13 protein-coding genes are annotated in these 13548 nt (G+C 50.8%); 5 read left to right on the forward strand and 8 right to left on the reverse strand.

What is annotated here, in order from left to right; genetic code table 11:
- Positions 1-31: 31 nt before the first annotated feature.
- The 3 genes from AC04MQ_RS05165 to AC04MQ_RS05175 are packed head-to-tail and all read left to right on the forward strand — an operon-like array spanning position 32 to position 3176.
- Complete coding sequence (locus tag AC04MQ_RS05165) at positions 32-841, forward strand: chorismate-binding protein (RefSeq protein WP_015092478.1); 810 nt, start codon at positions 32-34, stop codon at positions 839-841.
- Positions 838-2418, forward strand: coding sequence for a 2-succinyl-5-enolpyruvyl-6-hydroxy-3-cyclohexene-1-carboxylic-acid synthase (gene menD / locus AC04MQ_RS05170; protein ID WP_041578011.1), 1581 nt, complete (start codon positions 838-840; stop codon positions 2416-2418). The genes AC04MQ_RS05165 and menD overlap by 4 nt, the downstream gene beginning before the upstream one ends.
- Complete coding sequence (locus AC04MQ_RS05175; protein WP_475391358.1) at positions 2406-3176, forward strand: alpha/beta fold hydrolase; 771 nt, start codon at positions 2406-2408, stop codon at positions 3174-3176. Before menD ends, AC04MQ_RS05175 begins: the two co-directional genes overlap by 13 nt.
- Here the strand turns inward: AC04MQ_RS05175 and AC04MQ_RS05180 are convergent.
- The 3 genes from AC04MQ_RS05180 to pip all read right to left on the reverse strand — a co-directional run bounded on the left by AC04MQ_RS05180 (position 3159) and on the right by pip (position 5916).
- Positions 3159-3998 carry a S1 family peptidase gene (locus AC04MQ_RS05180; RefSeq protein WP_475391360.1) on the reverse strand — a complete coding sequence of 280 codons (840 nt, stop codon included), beginning with the start codon at positions 3996-3998 and terminating at the stop codon, positions 3159-3161. The genes AC04MQ_RS05175 and AC04MQ_RS05180 overlap by 18 nt on opposite strands.
- Positions 3999-4009: 11 nt before the next feature.
- A complete protein-coding gene (locus AC04MQ_RS05185; RefSeq protein ID WP_475391362.1) occupies positions 4010-4834 on the reverse strand; it encodes a S1 family peptidase in 825 nt (274 codons plus the stop codon).
- A 134-nt stretch (positions 4835-4968) separates the two neighbouring features.
- The gene (pip, locus tag AC04MQ_RS05190; protein WP_475391364.1) at positions 4969-5916 is read right to left on the reverse strand and encodes a prolyl aminopeptidase; all 948 of its coding nucleotides are present in this window, start codon (positions 5914-5916) and stop codon (positions 4969-4971) included.
- Here pip and AC04MQ_RS05195 point away from each other — a divergent pair.
- Complete coding sequence (locus AC04MQ_RS05195) at positions 5895-6218, forward strand: hypothetical protein (RefSeq protein ID WP_475391366.1); 324 nt, start codon at positions 5895-5897, stop codon at positions 6216-6218. The genes pip and AC04MQ_RS05195 overlap by 22 nt on opposite strands.
- 521 nt (positions 6219-6739) lie before the next feature.
- On the opposite strand, the gene ggt is transcribed toward AC04MQ_RS05195, so the two are convergent.
- Genes ggt through add form a run of 3 tightly spaced genes read right to left on the reverse strand, consistent with a single transcriptional unit; the run spans position 6740 to position 10069 of the window.
- Complete coding sequence (ggt, locus tag AC04MQ_RS05200; protein ID WP_015092471.1) at positions 6740-8473, reverse strand: gamma-glutamyltransferase; 1734 nt, start codon at positions 8471-8473, stop codon at positions 6740-6742.
- Positions 8466-9047 (reverse strand): DUF6624 domain-containing protein, encoded by a 582-nt coding sequence (locus AC04MQ_RS05205; RefSeq protein ID WP_475391368.1) that lies wholly within the window; start codon positions 9045-9047, stop codon positions 8466-8468. Before AC04MQ_RS05205 ends, ggt begins: the two co-directional genes overlap by 8 nt.
- Positions 9044-10069: an adenosine deaminase gene (gene add / locus AC04MQ_RS05210; RefSeq protein WP_080602442.1), complete on the reverse strand. Its 1026-nt coding sequence runs from the start codon at positions 10067-10069 to the stop codon at positions 9044-9046. Before add ends, AC04MQ_RS05205 begins: the two co-directional genes overlap by 4 nt.
- A gap of 37 nt (positions 10070-10106) precedes the next feature.
- Here add and AC04MQ_RS05215 point away from each other — a divergent pair, with 37 nt between their 5' ends.
- Positions 10107-12140, forward strand: coding sequence for a transketolase C-terminal domain-containing protein (locus AC04MQ_RS05215; protein ID WP_475391369.1), 2034 nt, complete (start codon positions 10107-10109; stop codon positions 12138-12140).
- An 82-nt stretch (positions 12141-12222) separates the two neighbouring features.
- Here the strand turns inward: AC04MQ_RS05215 and AC04MQ_RS05220 are convergent, their stop codons facing one another.
- Both AC04MQ_RS05220 and AC04MQ_RS05225 read right to left on the reverse strand, forming a co-directional pair.
- Entirely contained in the window at positions 12223-12627 is a 405-nt protein-coding gene (locus tag AC04MQ_RS05220; RefSeq protein ID WP_475391370.1) for a hypothetical protein, read from the reverse strand.
- A 241-nt stretch (positions 12628-12868) separates the two neighbouring features.
- Positions 12869-13366 (reverse strand): chemotaxis protein CheW, encoded by a 498-nt coding sequence (locus AC04MQ_RS05225; protein ID WP_015092466.1) that lies wholly within the window; start codon positions 13364-13366, stop codon positions 12869-12871.
- Positions 13367-13548 lie beyond the last annotated feature (182 nt).

A 13548-nucleotide genomic window follows, 5' to 3' on the forward strand; every position in this document is an offset into this window, starting at 1 on the left:
GGCTCAAGGGCCTCGTACTGCGGAGCCCTTAATGACCGCACCATGGGAAGAACCCCGCTTGGAGGACTTCGCCGAAGCCCTTTCTGTGATCCAGTCCCGCATTGAAAAAAACGAAATTCAGAAAGCCGTGCCGGTGGTGTTTGCGCGTTCGGCGCAGACGGTGACGGCGGGGGATCGTGCGCGCTTGTTGCTGAAATTGTCTGAAGCTCCGGCGACGTTGTTTGTTTATGGATTCTGGAAAGACGGCGAAGGTGTGCTGGGGGCGACGCCGGAAACACTCTTTGATTTTTCCAAAGGTGTTTTAAAGACCATGGCTTTGGCGGGCACCTGCCCAAAAAGTGAAAGCACCGAGCGTGAATCGCTTTTGAATGATGAAAAGGAAATGTATGAACACCGTCTGGTGGTGGAAGACATCACCGAGCGTCTGTCTGCTTGGGGCACCGTGCGGGCCTCAGCGCCGTATATTCTGGAACTGCCAACCCTGTATCACCTGAAAACCGACATCAGCGTGGTTTGCCAGAAACAGCCGGATTTTGTGCAGCTGGTGAAAGCCCTGCATCCGACGCCGGCCTTGGGGGTGGCGCCACGGTCCGCGGGCTACACTTGGATGCAGGCATTGCCAGGACAGCAGGGGCGTCGCTGGTATGGCGGGCCGGTGGCTTTTATGGGGCCTGAGGAGGCCCTGTGTCTTGTCGGCATTCGCAATTTGCAGTGGAGTCAAGACTCTGCGATGATTGGTTCCGGTTGCGGCGTGGTCGCAGCCAGTGAACTGGAAAGAGAATGGCGGGAGCTTTTCCAAAAGCGTCTGTCCGTGAAAAAGATATTGGGGCTTGAAGTATGACAAACATGGAACTTGCAGCAAAAGTCATTCAGGAACTGGTGCACACCGGGGTCAGAGAATTCATTCTTTGTGCCGGCGCCCGCAACAGCCCGATGGTTCACATTCTGGATGAATGCAAGCACCTGAAAGTTTATTCCTTCTTTGAAGAACGTGCCGCAGGCTTCTTTGCTCTGGGCCGTATCGCCAGCACCCGTCGTCCGGTGGCGGTGATCACCACTTCCGGAACGGCCGTGGCGGAATTGCTGCCCGCGGCAGTGGAAGGCACTTATTCCTCTTTGCCTTTGATCATGGTGACGGCGGATCGTCCGAAACACTATCGTGGTTCCGGGGCGCCGCAGACGATTGAACAGGTTGGTATTTTCTCTTACTACAACGAAGTGGCTTTGGACCTGGACAGTGAAAACTCGCATCTGTCATTCAAGTCGCTTTCCTGGAAAAAACCAATTCACGTCAATGTCAGCTTTGAAGAGCCGCTGATCGACGGTCCGGTTCCGCAAATTCACATTCCAAGTGTTTCTGAGCGCACCAAGCTGCCAGTGCAAATTCCGCTGGGCACGCTGAAAGAAATGGAAACTTTCGTCAACACCCACAAACCCTTGGTGATGGTGGGCATCCTGCCGGAAAAAGCTTACGGTACGGTTCTGGATTTCCTGAAGCAGTACAAAGCGCCGGTTTATTGCGAAGGTATTTCCAGTCTGCGCGGTCATCCGGATTTGAAAGATGTTGAAATCAGATCCGGTGAAAAGATGATTCATCGTGTTTTGGAAATGGGTGTTTGTGATTCCATACTGCGCATCGGTGGTATTCCGACTGCGCGTGTGTGGCGTGATCTGGAAGACAAGTACAAAGAACTTCCGGTGTTCTCGGTCAGCTTCAATCACTTCACGGGCCTGAGCCGTCCGGTTCAGCACTGCAATTCTTTGGATTTGCTAAGTCAGGTGGAATTTTCGTACCCGCATCACGAAAACGTGAAGGTGAATATCGAGGACGCGGCTCGCGCCACGCAGATTCGTCAGCTTCTGGACAAGTATCCGGATTCTGAGCAGGGCATGATCTATGCGATTTCAAAACGCATGAAGGGCTCGTCGGTTTATCTTGGAAACTCACTGCCGATTCGTGAATGGGATTCCAGTTCGTCGCACGATTTCCCACCAGCGCGTGTGGCGGCCAATCGCGGAGCCAACGGTATCGACGGACAGATCTCGACATTCCTGGGCTGGGCACATCCCGAGCTTGAAAACTGGTGTCTTGTTGGAGATTTAACAGCGCTGTATGATTTATCGTCACTTTGGGTAACTTCCCAGCTGGATGCGAAAAAGTTCCGCGTTGTTGTGATTAACAACGGTGGGGGGCAGATTTTCCACCGCATGTTTAAGAAAGAGATTTTCATAAACAAACACCAGATTTCTTTCGAATCGTGGGCAAAGATGTGGAACTGGTCCTACGACAAATGGCATACTATTCCAGAAGACAACAAAGAGTTGAACCTGGCGGACCATCAGATCATTGAACTGAGTCCTAACTGGGAACACACTCAAGAATTCTGGAAGGAGTACGACTCATTGTGGAAAGAGTGAATCTCTTTTTCCTTCACGGCTTCCTCGGAAGACCCACGGACTGGGCGCTTGTAAAGGCGCACTTGCCGCAAACTGAAGGACTGCGCATTTTTACACCTGATTATTTCAAAGAGCTTTCCTTGGGGCCGACGCATTCGTTCGAGACCTGGGCAGAAAACTTTGTCAGATGGGTTGAAGTTCACGGAGGTGGAAGTGCTTCCCGCAATATTCTGGTCGGATATTCCCTGGGTGGTCGTCTGGCGCTGCATGCGCTGGAAAGAAAGCCCGCTCTGTTTTACAAAGTCATGCTGGTGTCCACCAATCCCGGCTTTAATGACATGCATGAATCCTTTGATCCTATTTCTGAAGAGCGCCGTCAGCGCTGGATGAATGATTCCTATTGGGCTGAGGAATTTTTAAAGGCTCCGTGGGACATGGTTTTGCGCAACTGGAATGCCCAGCCGGTGTTTGGCGGGGCCGAGGCTGAACCACCACGCTCGGAAAAAGAATACTCGCGCGAAACGCTGAGCCTGGCACTGACCCAATGGTCCTTGGCGCAGCAGAAAAACATGCGCGGTCTGCTGGAAAAGCAGATTCAGAAGCTGATCTGGATGGTCGGGGAACGCGATGAAAAGTTCCTGGATATGTCCCGTAGGCTGACGGAAGAGATTCCAGGGTTTCACTTTGAAACAGTGCCCTCTTCCAGTCATCGGATTTTATTCGACAGCCCAAAAGAACTGGGCGAAAGAATTCGTCAGCTTTTACAGAAGCTTCTTTGAATTATCATCAATCCATTGGCGATATTTAATCACATTCATGTAGATCGATTTGTCTTTGCAGAGGTCTTTATTGTCGATGTACTGGCTTTTCTGGCTGGCTTTGACTTCGCCAGGCACGGTCCACGAAATTGCTGAAGCCACACCCACCACATAGTCTTTGCCTGAATAGCGCATCAGCGCCGGGCCGCCGGAATCCCCATTGCAGATGCCTTTGCCGTCTTCCTGATTGATATAGAACTGAGTTTCGTCACTGCTGAAATGACTGATGGTCAGATCCACGTGGCGCAGTTTGCCCGATCCTTGGGTGTCATCCGCAGAAGTTTTCTTGCCCGAAATGCGCCCGTAACCTGCAGCAGTGAAAATCAGATCTTTGCTAAGAGGAAAATTGGATGCTGGCAAGGTCAACGGACGATAAGACGCCGGAGCATCTTCTTTCATCGAGATCAAAGCGATGTCGTTGCGTTCTGTAGAGTTTAATTTTTTGTATTTGTCGTGAGTGGCCACCTTGTGGGCCTTTTTCATCACGTACTGACCTGCCAGGGGATTCAGGCCGAAGGCCAGAGTCAAACCCTCAGCACCTTTACCCACGCAGTGAGCGGCGGTCAGAATCAGACGTTTGGAAATCAGCGCACCCGTGCAGTAGGTTTTTGTCGGATTGTCATAGATCAACACCACATACTGGGAAACGATATTGTCTTTGGCGGTCATGGTGCCACCAACGATGGCAGTGTCATCCGGAACCGGGGAATAGGCCGCTTCATAGCCTCCGCAAGCCGACAGAATCAAAACGATGAAAGAGCTGACGTACAACTTCGTTTTCATAATTCCCCGGACTATTTAGGCATCAGCTGGTTCGGATCAACCAAAGAACTGGCAAGTTTGGTGACCATGCGGTTGATCCAGGATTTGTAGTACAGGGTGCTGGTGAAAGCGGCGTACTGAGAGCAGTCGTTGTTTTCATCTTTTACACCACGGCTGGTGATACCCATCAGGTACAGTTTGCCGTTTTGCTCAAGGTACGCAGGTCCGCCGGAATCCCCGTGGCAGGCGCCTGTGCCTTGAGTCTGATCCACCAGGAATTCAGAAGTGCTGTAGTTTGGATTGTCGATTTTAACTTTTGTCGTGCGCAAAGTGCCGATGCCCGCGCCGGTTTTGCCATCCGCGATGCCATAACCTGCAAGAACGATCTCTGCACCTTTTTTGATATTGCGTTTGTTGCCCAGAAGCGTGGCTGGCTTGTAGCCCGCGGGAAGTTCGCCCGAGAATTTAACAAGAGCGATATCACCAGTGTCGAAGTCTTCACCGCGGCGGTTTTCCCAGTATTGGGAAACTTCTATTTTTTCAACCTTGCGGTGTTCGCTGGCTGCCGTGATGGTCGTGCCGAAGAACACGTACATGTCTTCCTGGAAAAGACCGATGCAGTGAGCGGCGGTCAGAACGATATTGTTAGTAAGAAGTGAACCTGTGCAGATTTGACCCTCGAAAGCGTCATACACAGCGACGATGCTTTGGCTCATGGAGTCTTCGGACTTTAATTCCGTTCCCCCGATGATTCCGTCTCCAGCTGTCAGAATGCTGGAGTCGTTTTTCTTTGGCGCGCAGGCTGAAAGTGCCAGACTTGCCATGATCCCCGAAATTAGCAACTTATTCAGTTTCACTAAAATCCCCCCGGATTTCGTTCCACAAAGCTTGTGGTTCGTGGCACTGAATAAACCCTTTTTGGCACTGCGTGACAAGATGATAATGCTTATACCTGCCATAAGGGGAAAAACCCCCTATGGCTTTGAAAGTCTTACAGATCTCTGAAACTGTCTGTGGCTTCAATAAGAGCTGAGCGGGTTCCAGGCTCGGCTGCCGCGTGGCCTGAATCCGGGATGATTGTAAATTTTGCCTCTGGCCATGCCTTGTGAAGTTCCCAGGCAGATTTCGCCGGGCAAACCACATCATAGCGGCCCTGAACAATGGCGCCTGGGATGTGGCGGATTTTATCCACGTTTTCCAGCAGCCAGTTGTTGGTTTTAAAGAAGGCGTTATTGGTAAAGTAATGGCATTCGATGCGCGCAAAGCTCAGCGCATATTCCGGATCATCGAATTCGTCCACCGCTTTCGGATCCACGATCAGGCGGGAGGTTGCCGCTTCCCACTTGCTCCACGCTTTGGCGGCTTCAAGGCGCACATCCGCACTTTCGTGAGTCAGGCGTTTGTAGTACGCAGCCACCAAATCATGGCGTTCATTTTCAGGAATTGGTTTCAAGTATTCGTCCCAAACATCCGGGAAGATATGCGAAGCGCCCTCTTGATAGAACCACTGAATTTCAGAAGGACGGCACAGGAAGATCCCGCGTAAAACCAAAGCTTTCACACGCTCGGGGTGAGTGATTGCATAAGCCAGCGCCAGGGTAGAGCCCCAGCTGCCACCGAAGACAACCCATTTGTCGATCTTCAGCATTTCGCGGATGGTTTCGGTGTCTTTCACCAGATCCCAAGTGGAGTTTTCACGCAGTTCCGCACAAGGCAAAGACTGGCCGCTGCCGCGCTGGTCGAAAAGAATAATGCGATAAGTTTTTGGATCAAAGAAGCGACGATGATCTGGATGAACACCACCACCCGGGCCACCGTGCAGGAACACGACGGGTTTTCCTTGGGGATTGCCGCACTCTTCCCAGTAAAGAGTGTGAAGATCAGAAACTTTCAGCATGCCTTTATTGAAAGGCTCTAATGCTGGATAAAATTCGCGCATGGGCACCTCGCTTAAAAAGCAAAAGCCTCGCGCAAAACGCTGTTCAAGTCAAAGCACGCTGCCCGACTGATGAAAAGCGCGCATCCGACTGCGTTGTCGGGTGGCCTTCTCGCTTCGACGTGCTTGGAGCACGCCTGCGCTGCGAGGGCAACCCTCCGCCTTGCGGCTGCACACTTTTGATCAGTCGATTTTCTACCTTATTTGGTGAGTTTGTTTTTAAAGACGAGGGGGCAGAGGCCGGCTTTGCAGCAAAGCTTAGCGAGTTCTTTGTTGTCGTAGGTCTTTGTAAGCATCGCATGTAACAGATTCGTTACATCCCCTGATATCAGAATACTTTGGCATTCAGTTCCGGATACGAAATGGACGATACGCACTGAGCACCTCCCGCCTTCTTAGGATAATCGGGAGATTTCGTCAAAATCCATCAATTGAGAATAATTATCAAAGAATGAAAATTCACTGAGAATCAAGCCAGACTAGCTATCCCCGGAGGGGGTGGAGCTTCGGACGTTTTTTTAGGTTTAGTCGAGAATTAAAGCGGAAAAATTTTTTGGAAGGGTAAGTCAGGCGACGGAATAGCTAAGAACAGAGAGTTGTTGGCGGGTATTCATGACGCAACAGGAGGAATTCAAAGTGCCAAAGAATTTTAGTCAACAATGGAGGGGAAACTCATCACCAAGAAAGGAGTGGAGAATGACGAAACTAAGAGTATTTATTAAAATTTTACTTTTGCTCGTTGAGCTTTTTGAAAAGCTAACGATGTAATTGAGCTTTAAGGTGAAGAATTAAAATGGTGGGGTTTCAGCCCACCATTTTAAAAAGACTATTTGGCGATACTGGTCCCGATGTCGCGTGGGTCCGCCACGCCATGCAGTTTGTCGCCTTCTTTTGAGACGGCCATCACGTTGCACGGGATCGGGTCGATCTTCACATCATAGCCCATGTCCTTCAGTTGCTTTAAAACTTCCGGCTTCGGCCCTGGGGGATCGATGAACAACACATCCGGCTGCCACTGCTGGTGATAGCGAACCATGGTGACGGATTGATATAACGGCAATTTGAATTCGACATAATTCAAGATCGTCTGCGCCACACAGCTGATGATGCGTGTGCCACCCGGAGCACCCACGGCCATCACCGGTTTGTTGTTCTGAAGCAGGATTGTCGGGGACATGCTGCTTAGCGGGGTTTTCTTCGGAGCAATCGCATTGGGCTTGCCACCAATGGCACCGAACAAATTGGAAGCCCCTACTTGTGCCGAGAAATCATCCATTTCATTATTCAAAACCATGCCCGTACCCGGAGCCACAATTGCCGCACCCATCCAGCCGTTGATGGTCTGAGTGGTGGCAACTGCATTGCCTTTGGCATCGATCATGGAAATGTGGGTCGTTTCGGTGGACTCGTATCCGGTGACTTTGCCAGCAGAAACTTCAGAAGCTTTGCGGGCGCGGTTTTCGGGGATCTGTTGACGACGGTCTTTCAGGTAATCCGGAGACAGTAATGATTTCACCGGTACATCGGTGAAATCGGGATCACCCAGATAAGCCGCGCGATCCGCAAAAGCAGATTGCAATGCGGAGGCTGCAAGGTGGATCGACTTCGTGGACAGGGGACCGGAGCTTGCCAGGTTGTCTGATTCCAGCGTGTCCAGGAACTGAATCACGTGAATGCCACCAGAGCTTGGCGGCGGCATCGAAATTACTTCATAGCCATGGAATTTTCCTTCAACGGGTTTACGCCATTTCACCTGATAGTCGTTGAAATCTTTTTGTGTCAGCAGGCCTTTGCGTTCTTTGGAAAGCTTCAGCATGGATTGCGCGACGGATCCTTTATAGAAACCATCTTTGCCTTTTTCTGCGATCAGCTTCAGGGTTTTCGCTAGGTCTTTCTGTACAAGCAAAGTCCCCAGTGGTGGGGCTTTGCCTTCTTTGGTCAGGAAGATGGCTTTGGCTGCCGGGTCCTGCGCCAGAACATCGGCGCGGTACTCAAGGGCTCGGTGGAATTCCGGATAAATTTCAAAACCGTTTTCCGCCAGATCAATTGCTGGTTGAATGACTTGTTTCAAAGGCAGCGATCCGAAGCGCTGATGAATTTCTAAAAGACCGGCGACCATGCCCGGAACAGCGACTGCCAGGATGCCGTCTTTGGAAAGATTGGAAACGGCCTTGCCGTCTTTTCCAATGTACATGTTTTCCGAGGCCTTCAGCGGGGCACGCTCGCGGAAATCAATCGCATAAGTGTCACCGGTTTTAGCTTCGTGGAAAAGCATGAAACCGCCACCGGCAATCCCAGTGGACTGAGGACGTTCGACCGACACCGCGAACGAAGCCGCCACCACTGCGTCGATGATGTTTCCGCCGTCGGCGAACATTTTTTCAGCGGCTTGGCTGGAATAGCGTCCCTGCGTGGAGATCGCATACTGCGTTCCATAGGCTTCAGCCGTGGCGTGATCCGGGCGCTCTTTGGCAGTCAGGATCACAGGTGAAGTTGAAGTCGTCTGACAACCCAGTGCCAGCAGAGAAATTGAAAGTACGAGAAGTTTTGATTTAGTCATTGTTTCTCCATCCGGTTTTAAAGGTCCATTCAATGAATTCTTTGTGTCGTTTTTCTGGTTCAGGCGGATGATATTCTCCGTCCATCGGGGTGATCACGAGGCTTTCCACGGGCTCAAGGCCCATCTCAGCCCTTCGGTTGTTGAGATTCTTTTCGTCTTCAACATCGGTGATGCGCAGAATGCCGTTTTCATCCCAATCGGCGTTGGTGCCGTAAACTTGTTTGCGTCCTTCATAGAAGCGAATGCGGTCGATCAGAATGGCGACGTAACTTTTCGGGACTTTTCCGTTTTTAGCCAGATCAATCAGAACGGGCTCTTGCATGCGCATGAATTCAGGCCAGCTGATCGCGTGCAGAATAATTCTTAAAGCAGCGGTGCAGGCCTCTTCGCCGACAAGTGGAATTGTAGGAAACCCTTTTTCCACGATCAGGTCATTCAGCTTGCGCGCGTTGCGCAGGTGAACCTTTTCCATCTGGGCGTTGTAGCCTTGAAACAATTCGCCCGTGGCGGCCAGCGCTTCACGCACGGCTTCATCTTCACGCATCAGATGCAGGATTTCTTCAGCAAAACTCATCCGAAGAATTCCCCCATGATGCGGTTCTTTTCAATATCCGGAATGAAGCTCGCATCAAAAGCGATCTGATTGCATTTGTGGAAATCATCTTTGGTAAAACCATGCACGCGGTGAAGGACTTCATAATCATCACTCAAAGTGGTGGCGAATACTCCCGGGTCATCGGAATTGATTGTGACCAAAACTCCGGCCTGCATCAGTTTGCGGATCGGGTGGTCTTCATAAGTCGGAAAAGACTGGGTCAGATAGTTGCTGATCGGGCAGATCTCTAGCGGAATGCGGCGGTCTTTCACCAGTTGCAGAACACCCGGGTCGTTGATGATCTGAATGCCGTGCCCGATGCGTTCCGCGCCCAGGATGTCGATACTGTCGCGAACCCATGTTGCAGAGACCGGATTCGGGGTTTCGCCGGAATGCACGGTGATGCGCAGGCCCGCTTTTTTGGCCTTTTGGAACAGGGGCGCAAAGATCTTCGGATCAAAGCCCTCTTCGTTGTCAGCCAAGTCCAGAGCCAAAAAGCTGTCTTTGTGGTCAATGGCGAAATCCACAACTTTTTCCGCAACCTCGAAGGATTTGATTCTTTGAACAATGCAAATCAGGCCGATCAGCATCGGGAATTGTTTGCGGGCCTGCTCGATGCCTTTCAGCAAAGAGCGGTGGATTTTTTCGAAAGTCAGGGATTTGTGGCCGTCAGCGATAAAAGTCGGCGCATAACGCAACTCAAGAAGACGAACTCCGTCATTGAAGGCGTCTTCACAAGCTTCATAGGCGACGCGAGTCAGGATTTCTTCGCTGGCCAGAACCTTCTGCGTGTTCATGAACTTGTTTAGCACCGAACCCAGGTCTTTCATGGGACCCGTGATCAAAAACTGATCCTTTTGCCCCTGGGAGGTGGGCGCCAGTGGAATCCCCACTTGCGGAGCCAGTTCCAGAATGGTGCTCCAACGCACTGAGCAGTCCAAATGCCGGTGCAGATCCACTTTCAGGATGTCGCGAATATTGTGTGAATAGAGCCTTTCCATTTGATGTTCCTCGCTCTGGGCAGTAAAACTATATCCTATGACAGAACCGATTCAGATCAAAACAAAACTCGCAGGCAATCCTTCCCAAGAACCTCAATTCAAAAGCTTTGTTAAAAGCAAAGACGGACGTCAGATTCCAGTGGCCGATCCTAACGCGACTCGCGCCCTTGTTTCTTTGATGGATATGAACGCCGTCCTTGGTGGCGCGGCTTCTCACTATGGCGGTCCTGCCGCTTTGGCGGAACTTATGTCCGCACTGCACGGTCACGTGTTTGATGTGGCGGCTCGTGAAAACAAGCAGTGGTATGACCTGTTCCACATCGTGAATGATGCCGGTCACTGCGAAAACGGTCTGTATGCTTTGAAAGCCAATTACAAAATGGCGGGTCTGACTTTGGACAGCCTTAAAAAATTCCGTTCGATCGAAAGCGGTCTGACCGGTCACGGCGAAGTTCACTGCTTCCCGGAAGGTGTCTTTATCTCCAACGGTCCTTTGGGTTCTGCGTTCCCGCAAACTCAAGGTGTGGCCATGGGCGAGGCGATCTCTGGCAAGAACCGCGTGACGGTGACCACGATCTCTGACGGTGCGTGCATGGAAGGTGAAGCGAAAGAGGCTTTCGCTGCGATCCCGGGCCTGGCTAAGACCGGCAAAATGGGTCCTTATGTTTTGATCATCAGCGATAACAACACGAAACTTTCCGGGCGTATCGATGCGGAATCTTTCTCCATGACTCCGACTTTCAATTCTTTGAAAGACCTGGGCTGGAATGTGATCAACCTGGCTGAAGGCAATGATCTGCAAAAGTGTTACGACACGATCGTCAGTGCCATCGAGCAGGCGAAAGCCAACCCGATTGCGCCTGTAATTATTCACGCTAAGACCGTAAAGGGTATCGGCACCAAGAAAACTGCGGAATCCGCAACGGGCGGTCACGGTTTCCCTCTGAAAAGCCCTTCGGAGCTGCCAGCCTTCCTGGGTGAGATTCTGGGTGGCGCGGCGTTGCCGGATGTTTTCAACACCTGGATTGCCGAACTGAACAAATGGGAAGCCGACATCAAAGCCAGTGGTGTCAAAGATTCCGGTGAAAAAATTCAAGTCGGTATTTCTTCCGCGATGGTGCGTGCACGCAAAGCCGGCTTCCCGGTTCTGAGTGTGACTTCGGATCTGCCAGGCTCCACAGGGGTGGCGGGCTTCCGTAAAGAATTCCCTCAAGATTCCTTCGACGTCGGTATCGCCGAATCCAACATGGTTTCTACGGCGGCAGGTTTGTCGAAACTGGGTTACATCCCAGTGGTGGACACCTTCGCTCAGTTCGGTGTGACCAAAGGGGCGTTGCCTTTGACCATGGGGGCGTTGTCCGAAGCGCCGGTGATTGCGGTGTTTTCTCACACGGGCTTCCAGGATGCGGCGGACGGGGCTTCCCACCAGGCGCTGAGCTATGTGGCGATGGTTTCTTCCATCCCGCATGTGGATGTGTATTCCCTGTCTTGCAGTGAAGAAGCCGACGCTTTGATGTACACGGTGATTGAAAACTTCGCCAAGGCCCGCAAGGAAGGTAAAGTTCCGAATTCAGCGGTGTTCTTCCTGGGGCGTGAAAACTTCCCTAAGACCTATGTTGCCGGCACTTCCTATGATTTGCGTAAAGCGCAGGTCTTGGCAGACACAACTGCGGGGAAAACTAAATCCGTGGCGATTGCGACAACAGGTTCTTTGGTTCCGCAGGCTTTGCAAGCGGCAAAAGATCTTGAATCCAAAGGCGTGGGCACGGTTGTAGTAAACTGTGCTTGTGTGAATCATGTGGACGTGGCGACATTCAAGACGGTATTGGAGAAAGCTCAGGGCCACTTGATCACAGTGGAAGATCACCAATTGCTGGGTGGCTTCGGCCAGATCCTGTGTCATGCATTGTTGACGGCTGATGTGACGTTCAAGGCGAAAAGCCTGGGTGTTCACGGCGAATTCGGTCAGAGCGCTTACACCGCGGCCGACCTTTACCGCAAACACAAAGTGGATGCTTCCGCGATCGTTGAAACCACTGGCACCTTCTTCCAAAAAAGCGGCGCCTGGTAAAAAAAAAGACCTTATGAAAACAAAAAAGCCCCTGGGATGTCCCAGGGGCTTTTTCTTTATGTGCAATTGAAAGTGCGCGAACTTATTTTACAGAAACTTCGCACTGGAAAGTGCCAACTTCAGTTTGTTCGCCCTGACCCCACCAGTAAACTTTCGCAGTGTGGTCTACAACGTTGATAACCAGTTCGAATTCGTAAGAAGCTTCAACCCAGAAATCATAACGAACTTCAGTGTCAGAAGCGGCGCTGGATTCTCTTGCCAAGGCCGGACCGTTTTTGTCCAGAGTGGAAACAGAGTAATCACCAACATTCAAAGACCAGTTCTTCGCGTCTTCGATCAGAAGTACCGTTGGGTTTTTTTGGATGTTGAAATCTTCAGAAACATCCGGGCTTTTGGAAAGTTTAGTAGCTTGGCAGTCAAAAACTCTCTGGCCGGCGAAAGACAGGCTGGAGAAAAGCATCGCGGTCACAAAAAAGATAGATTTCATGATTTTGTCCTTTGTTTAATGGCGTCTTGCTATCTCGTTTAGAGTGAAAAGTCTTTGATTTTATTGTTTGATTTCTGAAAGTGAAGAAATTGCCCAAGCCACAGATGGAACGTGGCGGAGCGGGCGAGGATGTGGCGCGCGCGTAAGTATCTGTTTTTAGGTGATTTTGGCGAGTTCTTGAAAAAGAAAACCCGCAGGCTTTGGACCTGCGGGTTTATATTGGAATCTTTTAAAAAAGCTCTTAAGCGGCTTTGGCTTCGTCGTTATGAGAGAACTGCGCCATCTGACCCATTTGATCCTGATTGAACGCAGACACGATATCTACAAGGATAACGACTTTGTTGTCCACTTTACCCATGCCACGCACGAAGGACATAGCGTGTTCGTTGCCCAGAACCGGAGATGGTTCGATTTGGTTTTCCTGCAGGTCCACAACCTCTTTTACAGAGTCCACGATCATACCCACCTGACCGATTTCAGTATCGATAACGATGATGCAAGTGTCGCGGGTTGTGTCCTGGGAGGACATGCCGAACTTGATGCGCAAGTTAACTACAGGAATGATCTTACCGCGAAGATTCATCACACCTTTTACATAATCAGGAGTGCGTGGCACCGGAGTGATTTCGCCAAATTGATTGATCTCGCGAACTGTTTCGATGGCCACACCATATTGTTCTGCCATCAATTGGAAAGTCAGGTACTGACCGGGTTTTGCTTTCATGGATACATCGCTCATCGTATACGCCTTTCAAAGTCGTGAATTAAATCTTAACAACAGACTCTTCGCGAAAAAACCAAGGTGACTTAAGAGGATTTCTCGGTGGGATGGAAAAAATAATATTCTCAGATAATTAGCGCCTCATTGCGGGACAATGGTCCGGCCTTTCATTAATTCTTTACACCATAGGGTGGATTGAT

Source organism: Bdellovibrio sp. MYbb2 (assembly GCF_056175685.1).